Origin of the sequence: Kitasatospora sp. NPDC089913 (assembly GCF_044748625.1) — a bacterium.
Lineage (GTDB): Bacteria > Actinomycetota > Actinomycetes > Streptomycetales > Streptomycetaceae > Kitasatospora.
This window is the reverse complement of record NZ_JBIVGI010000007.1, coordinates 86826-102305: the sequence shown is the minus strand read 5'-3', so window position 1 is coordinate 102305 and position 15480 is coordinate 86826. Positions and strand designations below refer to the sequence as shown.

Here is a 15480-nt window from a genome sequence, read left to right as displayed (position 1 = left end):
GATTCCGCGCCGCCCGCGGTTCGCCGGCGGGGCCCTGCCCGCCGGGGCCGAGTGCGGCGGCTGGCCCCGGCGGATCCCGCGGCTGCCGGGCGGGAACGGCTGCGCCCGTTCCCGCCGGTCGGTCGGACAGCCGGTTCAGTCGAACAGCCAGTACTGGTTGGCCTGGCTCCCGCAGTCCCACAGCATGACCACCGAGCTGCGCCCCCAGTTGTAGATGTCCGCGCACTGCCCGGGGAAGGCGATGCTCTCCAGGCGGGTCGGGCCGGAGGCGGAATCGATCTTCCAGGACTGCCCCAGCCCGTTGCCGCAGACGTTCTGGACTAGCTGCTCCCCGTGGCCCGGGGAGCCGTCGGCGCAGTACTGGCTGGCTTCGTTGCGGATGTTCCAGCCCCCGCTGACGCTGTTCCAGGAGAGGCTCCAGGACTGGTTGCTGCCGCCGTGGCAGTCCCACATCTGGACCCACGGCCCTCGGCCGAAGTCGTAGGCGTCCAGACACTTGCCGGCGGCCTCGGGGCTCGCACTGGTGATGGTGGAGGGCGGCCCGGGCTGCACGGCAGCCGCCCCCACCGGAGCGGCTGCCGCGGGCTGGCCGGCCGCGGCGGCGGGCCCGGCGCACAGCGTCAGCGCGGCCCCGGTGGCCCCGAGGATCGGGCCGAGTCGCTCGGAAACCTTCATGCGTGGACTCCCGTGGTCGGACGGCATCGGTCCTCCGACGCTAGGGCCGTGCCGACGTCCGTGCACAGACGAGTACCGGCCGTTCGTGATCACGGCCGGGCGCCGTCGCCCCCGGCCAGCGGGCCGGGGCGGGCCCACCCCCTCGCGGTGCCGCTGCCGTCCGGCGTCGGTAGAGTGCCCGGACCCAGTTGGACGATCATGGCGGGGCGGGTTCATGGAGCGGCGCGGGTCGAGATGGCGGCTGGTCTGGGCGGGCCTCGCGGGGGCGGTGGTCGCCGCGTCGGGTACCGGGTTCGTCATGGGCGGTTCGGCGCTCGCCGAGGCCGGGGGCGGCTGCGGCTCCGCCGCGCGGCCCTGCCCGCCCGGGATGCCGGCGATGCTGGCGACCGGCATGGTCGGCGTCGTCGTCGCGATCGTCCTCTTCACCGTCGTCTTCCTGTCCGACGGTCCGAAGAAGGGCCGCCTCGTCACCACGGTTCTCTGCTTCGCGCTCGCGCTGCCCGTCAGCCGGCTGGGGTTCGACCGCCTGCAGGGGCCGCCGCCGGTGAGCCCGGCGTGGTCGGCGCCGGCCGACCGGCCGACCCTCACCAAGGCACTCGCCGTCTGGCAGGACGGCGAGACCGTCGTCCGGGTGCGCGCCGACCGCTTCGACGCCTACCGGGCGCGGACCGGTGAGTCGGCCTGGACGCTGGAGGCGCCGCCCCGGAAGTCGGTCTGCGCGGCCTCGGCGGCCGTCGACGGCCTGGCCGCCGTCGGCTACGGCACCGACCCCGCGGCGTGCGACCAGCTCGCCGCCGTCGACCTGCGCACCGGGCGCGAGCTGTGGCACAAGGACGGTGTGCGGCTCTCGGCACTCGAACTCGCCGGTCCCGCGACCCTGGTGGCCCGGGGAGACGGGCAGCTCGCGGCCTTCGGCCTGCGGGACGGCGCCCCGGCCTGGACGGCGGCGCCGACTCCCGGGTGCGCCTTCGGCGGGCTGTCCGCCTCGGCCGTCCGGGTCGTGGCCGCAGAGTACTGCGCGACCGCGGATCCGGCGGCGAGGACCGGAGCCACCTGGCTGCGCGCCTTCGGTCCGGCCGGCGAGGCACTGTGGCGGACGGACACCGGCGCGGCCAGTGAGCCCACCGCCCTGGCCGTGCTCGCCGCCGACCCGCCCGTCGTCCGGCTGACCGAACGCGGCAACCGGGGCATCGACGCCGTCCTCTCCTTCGCGGCCGCCGACGGCGCGCCCCGGGCGACGATCCCGGTCTCGTCCGCCGACTACGAGCTGACGCCCCTCCGGAAGCTCTACGCCCCGTTCCAGCTCCGCCCGGTCCGCCCGGAGGCCGTCGTCGGCGACCTGTTCGTGGCCGCCGCCGGCCGGCCCGGCGACCGCGACAGCAGCTTCGTCGTCGCGCACTCGCTGGCGGACGGCTCCCGGGCCTGGGCGCGGAAGCCGGGCGGCAAGGTGCTGGCCGTCGCCGCCGCGCCGGACGGACCGTTGGTGGTCACCGAGCGCGGTCACAACCTCAACTCCGTCCATCGCCTGGACGGGACGGACGGCCGCACCGTCGAGCGGACCGACCTCCGCCGGGCGTTCCTGCACACCACGCCCTGGCTGGGGCGCACCGACGACCGGTACGTGTTCGTGAACGAGGACGGCACCACGTACTCCCGGCCCGCGGTGGGTGCGCCGAGGCGCTGACCGGGCCGCCGTCCTCGGGCCGCCCTGAGCTCCGCGCAGCCCTGGGCTCCGGACGGCCCGGAGCCCGAGTCGTCCGGACCCTCAGGCCGCCGTCCAGCGGCCGAGCTTCTCCGGGTTGCGGACCGCCCAGATCCGGGTGATCCGGCCGTCCACGACGTCCAGCGCCGCCACCGTCGCCGTGGCGCCATCCCGTTGCGCGACCAGGCCGGGGCGGCCGTTGACGGCGTGCTCCAGCAGGACCAGCCCAGGGGCCTTCTCCGCCATCAGTGCCAGGTACTGCGCGATCCGCTCGCCGCCCTCCACCGGCCGCAGCACCGCGCTGACCAGCCCGCCGCCGTCGGCGACCAGGACCGCCGCCGGGTCGAGCAGGCCGACCAGGGTGCCGATGTCCTTGGCCTCCCAGGCCCGCTTGAACTCCCGCACCACTGAGGCGCTCCCGGCCGCAGGGGCCGGCGCGGCACCGACCCGGCGGCGGGCCGAGGTGGCCAGCTGACGGCAGGCGGCGGGCGTCCGGTCGACGATCGCGGCGATCTCGGGGAACGGGTAGCGGAAGACGTCGTGCAGCACGAACACCACCCGCTCGGCCGGGGTCATCGACTCCAGCACGACCAGGAACGCCATGCCCAGCGACTCGTCCAGGGCGATCCGTTCGGCGGGATCGCCGGCCCCGGCCGTCCACTGCGCCGCGTCCGGCAGCGGCTCCGGCAGCCACTCGCCGACATAGCGCTCGCGCCGGACCCGCGCCGAGCCGAGCACGTCCAGGCAGATCCGGCCGAGCACCGTCGTCAGCCAGGCGCCCGGCGAGGCGACCGCCGCCCGCCGTTCCGGCGCCTGCGCGTACCAGCGGGCGTACGCCTCCTGCACGGCGTCCTCCGCCTCGGCCACCGAGCCGAGCATCCGGTAGGCGAGGCCGACCAGGTGCCGCCGCTCGCCGACGGCCGCGTCCGCCTCCGTGTCCGTGTCCGTGTCGGTGTCCGTGTTCCGTTCGAATCTCTCGCCCTCGGTACCCATGCCGGTCGCCCCCGTTTCGTTCCCACCCGCCTCACACTTCGCGGGCCTGTTTCGTCGAACCAGCGGGACACTACCGACCCACCGCCACCAGGCAGGAAGAGGGACCGCACCATGGTCATCACGACGACGACCCCGTCCGCACGCCGCAGCCTCACGTTCCTCCGCGCCACCGTCGCCCTGCAGACCCTGGCGATCTTCTACCAGGCCACCACCGCAGGGCTGTTGCTCTCCACCTCCTACGGCGAGACGCTGCACAGCGTGGGCGCCCGGGTGATGTACGGCGCCTCGATGGTGTACCTGCTCGCCGCGGTCCTGGCCTGGCGGCCCGGCGGCGGCCCGCTCCGGCCGGTCCTGTACGCGACCGGTTTCCTCGTCCTCGCCTCCGTCCAGGTGGTCCTGGGCGTCACCCACCACCCGGCGCTGCACGTGCCGCTGGGCGTGCTGATGTTCGGCCTGAGCCTGCTCGACCTGGGCCGCAGCCTGGGCGCGGGCGCGCGCGGAGCCCGCTGACCTCCGGGGCGGGCCCGGCCCGGCCCGTCCTTCCGGGAACTCCGGTGCCCCGGCGGACAGGAGAGGGCATGACCACTGTGTTCCCCCTGCCCGAGCGGCCCCACGACGCCTCCGGCACCGCCGGCCCTCCGCCGCTCGCCGACGGCGGTGGCCACGGGCCGGCGGCGCCGTGCCTCGACACCGCCTGGGACTGACGGTGCGCTGCTCCGCGCCCGGCCCGGCGGGGCCGGCCGCCGCCGCCCGGGTCGGCGTTCAGGTCGGCGCCCCGGTCAGCGCTCCGGACGGACGCCCGGCGGCGGGGCGATGCCGAACTCGGACTCCAGCAGCTCCCGCAGCGCCTCCGGGTCGTCGACCCGCTCCACCGTGACCGTGCCGTCCCGCGCGGTGCGGGTGAGCGTGGTGCCGTCCAGGGACAAGTGCCCGTCGATGTACGTCCGCTGCACGAACAGGCGGCGGAACGGCGAGCGCGGGTGGGTGGCCACGTGCCAGTTGGCGACGTTGATGTCGGGCAGCGGCGCGGTGTCCAGGGTGAACGACACCAGCTCGATCCAGGTGTCCCCGGACCGGGCCTGGAGCACCCACACCGGTGCCGGGCCGTCGGCCTCCTCCAGCACCAGCCGGTGCCGGCGGCCCCGGCCCTCGCGGACCAGCCCGGGGATCATCGGCAGCGGCTCCAGCAGGGCGTCGATCGACCCGAATCCGACGTCGACCAGGTAGCGCCCCTCGTCGCCGGGCACCTCGATGCCCAGCACCAGGTGGGTGCGGGGCCGGATCTCCCCGGGGCGGGCGCCGACCCGTACCCGCCCGGTGTAGCGGGTGACGCCGTAGCCGAGCTGCTCCAGGACGTCGGCGAACAGGGTGTTCTGCTCGAAGCAGTACCCGCCGCGGGAGCCGGCGACGAGTTTGGCCTCCAGATCGGTGAGGTCCAGCGAGGGCACGGTGCCGACCACCACGTCGATGTTCTCGAACGGGATGCCCAGCACGTGCGCGTGTTGCAGTGACCGGAGCGTGTCGAGGGTGGGAGCGCGTTCGCCGTCCCACCCGATGCGTGCGAAGTACTTCTCGAGATCGACGCTCATACCGTCACCGTACGGACCGGACGCCGCCCGGGCCTCAGGCTGCGGTTCGGCTCGCCCTGGACCCTCCGACCTAGGTCCATTCCGCGACCCCGGGCAGAACCGCTCCGAAAGCGGCCGGAATGCGGGCGGAATGCGATCGGAATTCAGCAGGAAAGCGTCCCCCTGGTCGGAGCCTGGTCGGAGCTGGGTCGGAGCCTGCTCGGAGTCGGGGCGGCGCCGGAGCCCCGGCCCGGTTCGGCCGCCCGAGCCCCGACCCGGCTCAGCCGCCGATCCGCACCACGTACTTCCCGGTCGCCCGCCCCTCCGCCATCGCGTCGTGGGCGGCCGGAACGGCGGCCAGGCCGGGCAGTTCGGTGACGGGCAGAGCCAGGCCGCCGTCCGCGAGCAGGCCGACGACCCGGCGCACGGCCCGGGCGAGCCGCTCGGGGGCCGTGGCGGCGAGGCCGCGATGGCTGAAGCCGGTGATGCTCAGATTGCCCGCCAGCAGGCGGGCGAGCGGGGGCAGGTCGGCGACGGCGCCGCCGCCCGCGTTGCCGAACAGCACGATCCGGGCGCCGGGCGCCGCCACGGCGAGGTCGAGTTCCAGGGCCTCGGTGCCCAGCGGGTCGAGGACGAGGTCGACGCCCCGGCCGTCGGTCGCGGTCCGGACCGCCGCCTCGAGCGACTCGTCGCGGGCGAAGGCGTGCTGGTAGCCCGAGTCGAGCACGGTGGCGGCCTTGTCCGGGCGGCCGACGGTGCCGATCAGCCGGCCGCCGCCGAGCAGCGGGACCAGCTGGGCGAGGGCGTGGCCGATGCCACCGCCCGCCGAGTGCACCAGGACGGTCTCCCCGGCGGTGAAGCGGCCGGCGTCGGTCAGCAGCAGCAGCGCCGTGGCCAGGCCCAGGGGGACGGCGGCGGCCTCGCGCAGCCCCACCCCGTCCGGCAGCGGCACGGTGAGCACGGCCTCGGCGGTGACCACCTCGGCGAGCCCGGCGCCGACGGGGGCGGCGACCACCCGGTCGCCGACGGCCAGTCCGGTGACGCCCTCGCCGAGTGCCCGGACGGTGCCGGCCACCTCCTTGCCGGGCCGGTAGGGCCAGTCGGCGGCGTACGCGGCGTCGCCCCGGCGGGTCATCACGTCGACGAAGTTCAGTCCGGCGAAGGCGACGTCGACCGTCACCTGTCCGGGGCCGGGCCCGGGCACCGGGAGCTCCTGGACCTGCGAGTTCTCGGCTCCGCCGGGTGCGGTCATCACCAGTGCGCGCATGGTTCTCGGTCCCCTCGTCTACGATGTTCGACGAAATACGAAATTGAACGCGGGACAGTGGTACCACGCAGTTTCGATGGATGTCGAACATCGCAGACCAGGGAGGGCGTCCATGCCTCGCAGTACCCGCCGCCGACCGGCGCTCACCCACCCCGCGACCGAGGAGATCGACCTCTTCGACGTCCTGCACGCGCTCGCCGACCCGACCCGGATGACCATCGTCCGGGTGCTGCGGGCCGAGCCGGAACGCGCCTGCGGGACCTTCCCGGTGGACGTCGCGCCCTCCACCCTGAGCCACCACTTCAAGGTGCTGCGCGAGTCCGGCCTGATCTCCCAGCGCGAGGAGGCCAACCGCCGCTTCTCCGCCCTCCGTGCGGCCGACCTGGAGCACCGCTTCCCCGGGCTCCTGGACACCGTCCTCGCCGCCCACGCCCGTACCGCCGAGGCCGCCGCTCCACAGGTCTGAGGACGCGCTGCCCCACAGGTCCGAGGACGCGCCCCGGCCGGGGTCAGAGCTCCCAGGACCGGGGCCGGGCCAGGGCCTCCCACTCGGGCCGGAGCAGCGACAGCACCGCGGCGTCGTAGCGGCGCCCCCGGTGCAGGCAGGCCGAGCGGCGCACACCCTCCTGGACGAAGCCCGCGCCGGTCAGTACCGCGAGCGCCGGGGCGTTGCCGGTGTGGGTGACGGCCTGGAGACGGTGCACGGGCAGCTCGCCGAAGGCGAGGTCGACCAGCGCGTCCAGGGCGGCCGAGCCGTGACCCCCGCCCCGGTGTTGCTCGTCCATGAGCAGCGATACCTCCGCGGTGCCGTCGGCGAGGTCCTGGTCGAAGAGGGCGATGTGGCCGATCGGCGTGCCGTCCGGGAGCAGGACCAGGAAGTCGTCCCGGTCGTTGTCGTCCCGCTGGCGCTCCACCCGCTCGCGCAGGGCGGACAGGGCACGTGGCCAATAGCCGATCTGGTGCACGGCCACGGGGTCGGAGCGCCAGCGCTGCAGCAGTTCGGCGTCGTCGACGTCGACAACCGCGAGCCCGACGCCCCTGCCCCGCCAGCACACCTCCCGGTCCGTCGCCTCGATGCCGTCCGCGCTCCCGGATGCGTTCTCACTGTCGGTCACACGTGGATGCTAGGAGGCCCGCACCGACCGCCACCAGCGAATTTCCCGTCGCCGGGACGGGTGTCACGAACTCCCCGCCGGACCGCCGGGCGACCGTTACGCAGCCGATGAAGCGTTGTGACACGACCGGCCGGGGACCGCGACACGGGCTTCCTACCGTCAGTCCCGACGCACCGGCCACAGGGTGCCGGAGCCCGCGTCACCACCGTGAAGGAGAGCTCGCATGGCTCTGCGTACGACCACGAACCGCGCCCGGCGGTCGGCCGCCGTCTCCCGGCTGACGGCCGTCTGCGCCCTGACCGGCGCCGCCCTGCTGGCGAGCGTCACCGGCGGGCAGGCCTGGGCCGACGGCGGCGCGCCGTCCGCGGCTCCGAAGGCCCCCTCCGCCGGCGCCCCCGCGCCGGCCGAGCCCAGCAGCAGCCCCGTCGTCAAGGCGCCCCAGACCCCGTCGCGCCCCCCGACGGCACAGCCCGCCCCGCTCACGCCCGAGCAGGCGAAGGAGCAGGCGCGGACCGCCACGCCGACCCCGCTGCCCGAGGGCGTCCAGCCGAAGCCCCAGCTGCCCGCCGAGGGCAAGCCGCAAGTGCGCGAGGTGCCCAAGGGCGCCGCCCAGGCCGGCGACGGCTCCGGGGCCGGCGACTCCTCCGGCCTCGAGCTGGTCGGCGGCGGCGCCGTCGCCGCCGTCGGCGCCGCCGCGCTGGGCTTCGCCGTGCTGCGCCGGCGTTCCGGTGCGCGGGGCTGACGACGCCCCCGGGTCCTCCCCGCACCCCGTCGCCGCCGCTCCGGACGGCGGCGACGGGGCGCGGGCGGCGCGGGGCCGCCGGGCCCGGGACGGTTCGCGGCAGGGACGCCACGGGAGGCGCGCCGGACGCGGGACGGGGCTGAGCCGGAGTGTCTTCGGCGCGGCCGGGCTGCTCTGCCTGGCGATCGGTGCGACCGTGGCGGTCTCCGGCCGCGCGGAGCCGCCGGTGGTCCGGGTCGAGACCTCGGCCCGGCAGGCTCCCGGCACCACCGCGTCGGCGCCGGCGGCGACCGGCACCACCTCCACCGGCGCCGGCGGTGCCTCCGACGGCGGCCCGTCCGCCGGCACCGCCGCCCCCCGCCCGCTGGCGGCCTCGGCCCCGACCAGGCTGCTGATCCCCGCGGCCGGGGTGGACGCCCCGGTCACCGGCCTCGGTCTGAACGCCGACGGCACGGTCGAGGTGCCGGCCGCCGAGCGCGCCGACGAGGTCGGCTGGTACCGCAACGGCCCCACACCGGGCGAGACCGGGCCCGCCGTCCTGATCGGGCACTACGACACCGCGCACGGCCCGGCGGTGTTCCACAAGGTGCCGAAGCTGAAGCCGGGCGACCTGGTCCGGATCCGGCGGGAGGACGGCGGCACGGTGGACTTCCGGGTCCGCGCCCTGCTCCAGTACGCGAAGAACGACTTCCCCACCGACGCGGTGTACGGCAACACCAAGGGCCCCGAACTGCGTCTGATCACCTGCGGCGGCCGGATCGGGGCCGACGGCCACTGGACGGACAACATCGTCGTCCTGGCCGATCCGGCGCCGCCCGTAGGCTGACGGGGCCGAACGGCGCCCGGCGGGGAAACCGCCGGGCGCCGCCCAGGCATCCGCGACCACGACGCGGCGCGGCCGGACCGACCGAGCAGGCACCAGCAGAAAGGGCCCCGGAGGATGAGCACGTCCGCCCGCCGCACCGCCGTCCGGCGCACCGCCGTCCGGCGCCGGAAGCACGCCCGCCGCCGCCCGGCCGTCCTCCTCGGGAGCGCGCTCGCCGCCGCCGCGCTCGCGCTCCCGGTCGGCTGCGCCGCCCCCGGCGAACTGCGCGACCACGGCGCGGTCGCCCCCGTCACGCCCTCCCCGGCCCGCGTGCCGCTCTGGCCGGGCGCGCCCACCGCCGCGTCGCCGACGCCGGTGGAGCCCACGGGGAGCCGCAGCCCGGAGCCGCCGCCGCAGCCCGTCCCCGACCTCACCGTCCCCGGGCAGGACATCACCGCCGTCGACGTCCGGGCCCTGGTCGCCAAGGACCCCGGCGTCACCCAGGACGAACGGCGGGTCCTCGAACCCTGCGCGGGCTGCGAGTTGCGCGCCCCCGAGTACCGCGACCTCACCGGGGACGGCCGGCCCGAACTGCTGCTCGCCGTCGGCCTCGCCGACACCGTCGTGCTGCACGTCTACACCGCCTCCGGCGAGCGGCTGCTGCCGATCCACCGGGTCTCCCTGGTGAAGGGGTTCGGCGCCGAGACCGTCGGCACCGACCTCTGGCTCTACGAGCCGACCGCCTCCTTCCGGACCGGGCGCCTCTACCACTGGGACGGGGTGCGGCTGGCCCTGACGGACCAGAAGGTGGAGGGCATCGGGCCTACCCAGGAGCCCGAGCCGACGCCGTCGGTCGCCGAGAAACCCGTGGTGGAGAAGCCGCCCGCCCCCCGCCCCAGCGCCGGCAACGGGGACCTCTCGCTCAAGACCGTGCCCACGGCCCGGCCCTCCGGCCCCCAGACCCCGGCTTCGGACGCGGCGGTCGGCAAGCAGCCGCTGCCCGCGCCCGTCCGGCCCGGACCGCCCACCGCCACACCCCTCCCGGAGACGAAGCCATGAGCCCCACGGCCGCCGGCCACCCCCGCATCCTCATCGTCGAGGACGACGAGGTGATCCGGGAGGCGACCAGGATGGCGCTGGAACGCTACGGGTTCCCGGTCGCCACGGCCGCCGACGGTCTGGAGGGGCTGGAGATGTTCCACGCCGTCCGGCCCGACCTGGTCCTGCTGGACGTGATGCTGCCGCTGCTCGACGGGGTCGGGCTGTGCCGCCGGATCCGGGAGGAGAGCCAGCTGCCGATCCTGATGATGTCGGCCCGCACCGATCCGGTGGACGTGGTGTCCGGGCTGGAGGCGGGCGCGGACGACTACGTGGTCAAGCCGTTCGAGAGCGCCGTGCTGGTCGCCCGGATCCGCACGGTGCTGCGCCGCGTCCGCGTCGTCCCGGCCGAACCGGCGCCCGCGGCCGTCGCCGCGCCCGCCGCCTTCCCCGCGCCCGCGCCCGGACTCCCCGCGCCCGCCTTCCCCGCGCCCGGACTCCCCGAGCCCGCGCCCGGACTCCCCGCTCCGGAACCCGGGGACGTCCCCGCGCCCCCGGCACCCGCCCCCCGCACCCCCGTCCGCAGCTTCGACGGCCTGGAGGTCGACACCGACTCCATGGAGGTCCGGGTGCACGGCACCCTCGTCCCGCTCACCCCGACCGAACTGCGCCTGCTGCTGGAGTTCACCGCCGCCCCCGGCATCGTGCTGGAGCGCGCCGTCCTGCTGGAACGCGTCTGGGACTACGAGTGGGGCGCCGACACCCGCGTGGTCGACGTCCACGTCCAGCGGCTGCGCGCCAAGATCGGCGGCGGCCGGATCGAGACCGTCCGCGGCTTCGGCTACAAGCTGAGGCGGGCCGAATGACCCTGCGCCGCCAGATCGCCACCGCCGTCGCCGCCATCTCCGTCCTGGTCGCGGTGGCGGTCGGGCTGCTGGTCCACCAGGCGATGGTCCGCCAGCACGTCGACCAGGCCAGGGGCTCCGCCCTCACCACCCTGGACGCCGCGCTCGGCTCCTACGAGCACAACGAGGAACTCACCGGCGGCGGCCGTCGGCACGCCGCCCTGGACGACCCCGGGCTGCCGCCCCGGCTGCGCGCCCTGGCCGCCGAGGGGCGACGCGGGTCGCTGCTGGCCCCGGGCCCCGAGGGCGAGTCGGTCTGGGCGGCGGCACCGGTCCGCGGCGGCGGCGAGGTGCTGTCCGTCCGGATCGGCTTCGCCCAGGACCGGCAGGCCATCGCGGACCTGGACCGGATCGTCCTGCTCGCCGTCGTCGCCTCCGTCTTCATCACGGTGCTGGCGGGGGTGCTGGTCGCGGACCGGATCAGCCGCCGGCTGCGGACGGCGGCGACCGCCGCCCGGGGGATCGCCGCCGGACGCACCGACACCCGGATCGGCGAACTCGTCGACGGCCGGGACGAGGTGGCCGACCTCGCGGCGGCGGTCGACCTCATGTCGCGGGAGCTGCACCGGCGGCTGGAGGACGAGCAGCGGTTCACCGCGGACGTCGCGCACGAGCTGCGCACCCCGCTGACCGGGCTGGTCACGGCGGCCGAACTGCTGCCGCCGGGGCGGCCCACCCAGCTGGTGCAGAACCGGGTGCAGGCGCTGCGCGCCCTGGTCGAGGACCTCCTGGAGGTGTCCCGGCTGGACGCCGACGCCGAACTGCCGGACCTCTCGGCGGTGCCGCTGGAACGCGCGGTGCGCCGTACGGTGGCGCTGACCGGGCTGGAGGTCGAGGTGGAGATGGCGGCGGACGCCTCGGTCCGCACCGATCTGCGCCGCCTGGACCGCATCCTCGGCAACCTGCTCCTGAACGCCGACCGCCACGGCGGCGGCCCGATCCTGCTGCACGTCGACGGCCACCGGCTCACCGTCCGCGACCACGGCCCCGGCTTCCCCGACGAACTGCTCCGCGACGGCCCCCAGCGCTTCCGCACCAGCGTCCGCGAGCGCGGCCGCGGCCACGGCCTGGGCCTCACCATCGCCCAGGGCCACACCCGCGTCATCGGCGCCTCCCTGACCTTCACCAACCACCCCACCGGCGGCGCCGTCGCCACCCTCCACCTCCCGACCGATGCCGATGCCGATGCCGAGGACGGTCCCGCCCCCGGTGAACACGCGCCCCCGGTGAACACCCGTCCCCGTGACCCGTCCCCCTGAGCCGTCCCGGCGTCCGGGACGGCTCAGGGGGACGGGACCGCCGCCGCTGCCCGGGCCGGCCTCTCGGTCCGTACCGGAGCGGCCGCGCCGGAGCCACCGGCGGGGCCGCTGCCCGGAACGGCGGGCGGGGCGGCGGTCGTCCCGGTCCGCTCCGGGGCGGCCCACGGTCGTTCGGACGCTCCCGGAGCGGAGCGGGTGGTCCTGTTCGACGGCTCGGTCGAGCACTCCGTCGACGTTCACCCGACGGTGACGCTCACTCGACGGTCACGCTGACCTCCATCCGGTCGTCCCCCGGGGTCCCGGCGACCTCGATGGTGACGCCGCTCCAGGCGCCGCCCGGCTCGTTCAGCGCCGGGGTGCTGTGCTCGCCGAGCAGGTTGTTGCCGAGCGACGGGTAGAGGTCGTCCTGGTCGCCGCGGTTGGGCACGAGGGAGTCCGCCAGGTCGCGCCGCCCGTCGGCCTGCATCAGCTCGATGGCCAGGCGGTTCTCGTCGTTGACGTTGTCGACGGACTCGTCCACCACGTAGACGGCGATGCCCTGGTCCGGGAGGAACTCGTCCTGGCCGCTCTGGCGGCGGTACTCGACCACGAGGTACTGCTTGGGGTGCATCCGCGGGCTGCGGACGGTCAGGATGTCGCCGCCCTCGGAGACCGGGCGCAGGGCGATGTCCTTGGTGGTGCTGGTGATCCGCTGCGGGCGGGTCCAGTCGTGGAACATCCGGAGCATGCCGTTCGGGTACACCGGCCGGTCGCCGGCGTGCGCCTGGTCCGGGCCGCCCCAGGAGCCGGAGGCCATCAGGCAGTAGTCGCCGAGGCCGTTGGAGACGGCCTCCACCCTCGGGTCCCCGGTGTCGTAGAAGTCGGCCCAGCGGCCGGCCAGATGGCCCCACTCGTGGCAGCAGACGCCGACCCGGCAGTCCTCGGGGACGGTGAGGAAGGTGGGGACGGTCAGGCTCGAATCGGTCGGGAAGCCGGGCTGGAAGGCCCACTTGGCGCTCCACAGCGCGTCCGGCCGCTGGACCTTCGGGACGGCCTCGGCGCCGCGGCCGGCATGGACGACGAACAGCGCCGTGACGGCGCCCTCGCCCAGGACGTCCAGCTTCTCGGGGAACGTCACGCCGTTGTCGAGGGCGAGCTTCACGGCTTCGGCCGCCATGCCCACCTCGTTCCGGGGGAAGGCCCCGGAGTCCTGGCCGGACATGTGGTTGGCGTAGAAGGAGAGCGGGTTCGGCAGCCGGAACCAGCCGTGCACCTCGCCCTGGACGTCGATGCCCCCGGCGGCCGGGGCGGCGGGGTCGAAGCCGCTGACGCGGCGGTAGTAGTCGCGCATCGAGCCGGTCGGGAACGTTCCGGAGCTGAACAGCAACTGCTCGAAGTGCTCGACGGTGCGGGCCGGGTCGTGCGGCTGGTCGGGGAAGTCCACCAGCAGCACCAGGGTGGGGACGACGCCCTTGAGCTTCTCCGACGGGTGGTCGATGAGCTGGGCGTCGCCGCGCGGACCGGGCCGGACGGCGCCGTCGTCGAGGCCGACGACGTTCTCGCCGCGCCACTGGGTCCGCAGCACGCGGTAGTACTGGGCGAAGGAGATGCCGTCCGGGAGGCGCCGGGAGTCGATCAGGTCCCGGTACTCGTCATGCAGCTCGTCCAGCGCGGCCGGTGACAGCGGGACAGGGCACGGGTGCGGACGGTCATGGGCGGTGGGACGGTGATGCAGCGGGGTTAAGGTGTAACGCATGGTGACGGCTCCTTCGAGCCTGCTCGCCCCGCCGGGGCGTGTTCGGCGCCCCGCCGAGTGGGCGGTCGCCGGCAATCGGTCGGCTCGCCGAAAGGCGGTCGGGTCTGGCCGGTACCGGTTGCGAAAAGGACGATATGCGGTTGTCTGTCCCTATTCTGACGCTCCGGACGGCCAAAGCACCAGACCCGAAGGGCCGTCGGACCGGCCGCCGGCCCGCTCAGCCGGCCCGGTGCGCGGCGGCGGCCGCAGTGAAGGAGGCGGCGAGCTGCGGGTATCCCGCCCAGTGCAGGTGCAGATACGAAGCGTGAATGTTCGGCGCCCCCGGCGCGCCCGCGAATCCCTCGGTGCGCGGGCCGTCCGGCAGTCGCCAGCCCCAGGCGGGCCGTTCGCCGGCGCCGGGCTCGCAGACCGTGCGGTGGAACTCGTGCCCGCGCAGCCGCGCGCCGGTCGGAGCCAGCACCGAGTCGTGCAGCGCGACCGCCTCCCGGTACCCGAGCGTCAGCCGCTCGGTCATCCGGGCCGAGGTGTCCAGCACTCCGCACATCGGCAGGCCGTCCAGCTCCCGCCCGAGGTAGAGCAGTCCGGCGCACTCGGCCGCGACCGGTCCGCCCGCGGCGGCGAACGCCGCGATCGCCGCCCGCAGTTGCCCGTTCGCGCTGAGTTCCCGGACGTACAGCTCGGGGAAGCCGCCGCCGATCACCAGGCCCGCCGTGCCCTCCGGCAGGGTGTCGGCGTGCAGCGGGTCGAAGGGCACCACCTCGGCGCCGGCGGCGGTCAGCAGTTCGGTGTTCTCGGCGTACGAGAAGGAGAACGCCGCACCCCCGGCCACCGCGATCCTCGGCCGCGCCGCACCGGAAGCCGCACCGGAGGCCGCACCGGAGGCCGGACCGGGGGCCGCACCGGAAGCCGGACCGGGGCCGGCGGCGACCGCGGCCACCTCGCGGGCCGGGTCCCACGGCTGCGCGGACAGCGGCGGTGCGGTGCGGGCCAGCGCCAGCACCGCGTCCAGGTCCACCGAGGCGGCGACCAGTTCGCCCATGTCGGCCACCGCCCGCAGGGCCTGCGCCGAACGCTCCACCGCCGGGATCAGCCCCAGGTGCCGGGAGGGCGTGGCGACCGCCGCCGAGCGCCGCACCGAGCCCAGCACCGGCACCCCGGAGCCCTCCTCCAGGGCCTCGCGCAGCAGCAGTTCGTGCCGGTCGGAGGCGACCCGGTTGAGGATCACCCCGGCCAGCCGGACCTCCGGGTCCCAGGAGGCGAAGCCGTGGACCAGCGCCGCCACCGACCGGGACTGCGAGGAGGCGTCCACCACCAGCACCACCGGCGCCCGCAGCAGCTTCGACACGTGCGCGGTGGACGCCAGCTCGCCGCGCCCGGAGGCACCGTCGAACAGCCCCATCACACCCTCGACCACCGCCACGTCCGCCCCGGCCGCGCCGTGCAGGAACAGCGGTGCGACCCGCTCCGGCCCGCACATGAACGCGTCCAGGTTGCGGCCCGGCCGGCCGGCGGCCAGGCCGTGGTAGCCCGGGTCGATGTAGTCCGGGCCGACCTTGTGCGGCGAGACCGCCAGCCCGCGGGCGGCGAGCGCGGCGATCAGGCCGGTGGCGATCGTGGTCTTGCCGGCGCCCGAGGAGGGCGCCGCGACGACGAGACGGGGGATGTTCACGGTGCTG

At 75.7% G+C, this 15480-nt stretch carries 16 protein-coding genes; 9 read left to right on the top strand and 7 right to left on the bottom strand.

The window, feature by feature from the left end:
* Positions 1-135: 135 nt before the first annotated feature.
* Positions 136-675 carry an RICIN domain-containing protein gene (locus ACIPYS_RS13580; RefSeq protein ID WP_400745982.1) on the bottom strand — a complete coding sequence of 180 codons (540 nt, stop codon included), beginning with the start codon at positions 673-675 and terminating at the stop codon, positions 136-138.
* A gap of 214 nt (positions 676-889) precedes the next feature.
* On the opposite strand from ACIPYS_RS13580, the gene ACIPYS_RS13575 reads away from it, so the two are divergent.
* On the top strand, positions 890-2359 hold the full coding sequence (locus ACIPYS_RS13575) for a PQQ-binding-like beta-propeller repeat protein (protein WP_400745980.1): 1470 nt from the start codon (positions 890-892) through the stop codon (positions 2357-2359).
* Positions 2360-2440: 81 nt separating this feature from the next.
* Here ACIPYS_RS13575 and sigJ read toward each other — a convergent pair whose 3' ends face one another.
* The gene (sigJ, locus tag ACIPYS_RS13570; RefSeq protein WP_400746236.1) at positions 2441-3256 is read right to left on the bottom strand and encodes an RNA polymerase sigma factor SigJ; all 816 of its coding nucleotides are present in this window, start codon (positions 3254-3256) and stop codon (positions 2441-2443) included.
* Between the two features lie 225 nt (positions 3257-3481).
* Between sigJ and ACIPYS_RS13565 the strand changes: the two genes are divergently transcribed.
* Together ACIPYS_RS13565 and ACIPYS_RS13560 are read left to right on the top strand one after the other, a co-directional pair.
* Positions 3482-3880: a hypothetical protein gene (locus ACIPYS_RS13565; RefSeq protein WP_093860023.1), complete on the top strand. Its 399-nt coding sequence runs from the start codon at positions 3482-3484 to the stop codon at positions 3878-3880.
* Between the two features lie 68 nt (positions 3881-3948).
* Positions 3949-4074 carry a hypothetical protein gene (locus tag ACIPYS_RS13560; protein WP_286158627.1) on the top strand — a complete coding sequence of 42 codons (126 nt, stop codon included), beginning with the start codon at positions 3949-3951 and terminating at the stop codon, positions 4072-4074.
* A 75-nt stretch (positions 4075-4149) separates the two neighbouring features.
* Here the strand turns inward: ACIPYS_RS13560 and ACIPYS_RS13555 are convergent, their stop codons facing one another.
* Together ACIPYS_RS13555 and ACIPYS_RS13550 are read right to left on the bottom strand one after the other, a co-directional pair.
* Positions 4150-4959, bottom strand: coding sequence for an arylamine N-acetyltransferase (locus ACIPYS_RS13555; RefSeq protein WP_400745979.1), 810 nt, complete (start codon positions 4957-4959; stop codon positions 4150-4152).
* Between the two features lie 259 nt (positions 4960-5218).
* Positions 5219-6205 carry a zinc-binding dehydrogenase gene (locus ACIPYS_RS13550; RefSeq protein WP_093860021.1) on the bottom strand — a complete coding sequence of 329 codons (987 nt, stop codon included), beginning with the start codon at positions 6203-6205 and terminating at the stop codon, positions 5219-5221.
* Between the two features lie 112 nt (positions 6206-6317).
* On the opposite strand from ACIPYS_RS13550, the gene ACIPYS_RS13545 reads away from it, so the two are divergent.
* Complete coding sequence (locus ACIPYS_RS13545) at positions 6318-6671, top strand: ArsR/SmtB family transcription factor (protein WP_400745977.1); 354 nt, start codon at positions 6318-6320, stop codon at positions 6669-6671.
* A gap of 43 nt (positions 6672-6714) precedes the next feature.
* Here ACIPYS_RS13545 and ACIPYS_RS13540 read toward each other — a convergent pair whose 3' ends face one another.
* Positions 6715-7320: a GNAT family N-acetyltransferase gene (locus ACIPYS_RS13540; protein WP_400745975.1), complete on the bottom strand. Its 606-nt coding sequence runs from the start codon at positions 7318-7320 to the stop codon at positions 6715-6717.
* A 223-nt stretch (positions 7321-7543) separates the two neighbouring features.
* Here ACIPYS_RS13540 and ACIPYS_RS13535 point away from each other — a divergent pair, with 223 nt between their 5' ends.
* From ACIPYS_RS13535 to ACIPYS_RS13515, 5 genes are all read left to right on the top strand, one after another.
* The gene (locus tag ACIPYS_RS13535) at positions 7544-8062 is read left to right on the top strand and encodes a hypothetical protein (protein WP_400745973.1); all 519 of its coding nucleotides are present in this window, start codon (positions 7544-7546) and stop codon (positions 8060-8062) included.
* Positions 8049-8888 (top strand): class F sortase, encoded by an 840-nt coding sequence (locus ACIPYS_RS13530; protein ID WP_400745971.1) that lies wholly within the window; start codon positions 8049-8051, stop codon positions 8886-8888. Before ACIPYS_RS13535 ends, ACIPYS_RS13530 begins: the two co-directional genes overlap by 14 nt.
* Positions 8889-9002: 114 nt before the next feature.
* Positions 9003-9926 carry a hypothetical protein gene (locus tag ACIPYS_RS13525; RefSeq protein ID WP_400745969.1) on the top strand — a complete coding sequence of 308 codons (924 nt, stop codon included), beginning with the start codon at positions 9003-9005 and terminating at the stop codon, positions 9924-9926.
* The gene (locus tag ACIPYS_RS13520; protein WP_400745967.1) at positions 9923-10771 is read left to right on the top strand and encodes a response regulator; all 849 of its coding nucleotides are present in this window, start codon (positions 9923-9925) and stop codon (positions 10769-10771) included. Before ACIPYS_RS13525 ends, ACIPYS_RS13520 begins: the two co-directional genes overlap by 4 nt.
* The gene (locus ACIPYS_RS13515) at positions 10768-12069 is read left to right on the top strand and encodes a sensor histidine kinase (protein ID WP_400745965.1); all 1302 of its coding nucleotides are present in this window, start codon (positions 10768-10770) and stop codon (positions 12067-12069) included. Before ACIPYS_RS13520 ends, ACIPYS_RS13515 begins: the two co-directional genes overlap by 4 nt.
* Positions 12070-12322: 253 nt before the next feature.
* Here ACIPYS_RS13515 and ACIPYS_RS13510 read toward each other — a convergent pair whose 3' ends face one another.
* Positions 12323-13804: a M6 family metalloprotease domain-containing protein gene (locus tag ACIPYS_RS13510; protein ID WP_400745963.1), complete on the bottom strand. Its 1482-nt coding sequence runs from the start codon at positions 13802-13804 to the stop codon at positions 12323-12325.
* 217 nt (positions 13805-14021) lie between these two features.
* Complete coding sequence (locus ACIPYS_RS13505) at positions 14022-15473, bottom strand: cobyrinate a,c-diamide synthase (protein WP_400745961.1); 1452 nt, start codon at positions 15471-15473, stop codon at positions 14022-14024.
* Between the last annotated feature and the right edge of the window lie 7 nt (positions 15474-15480).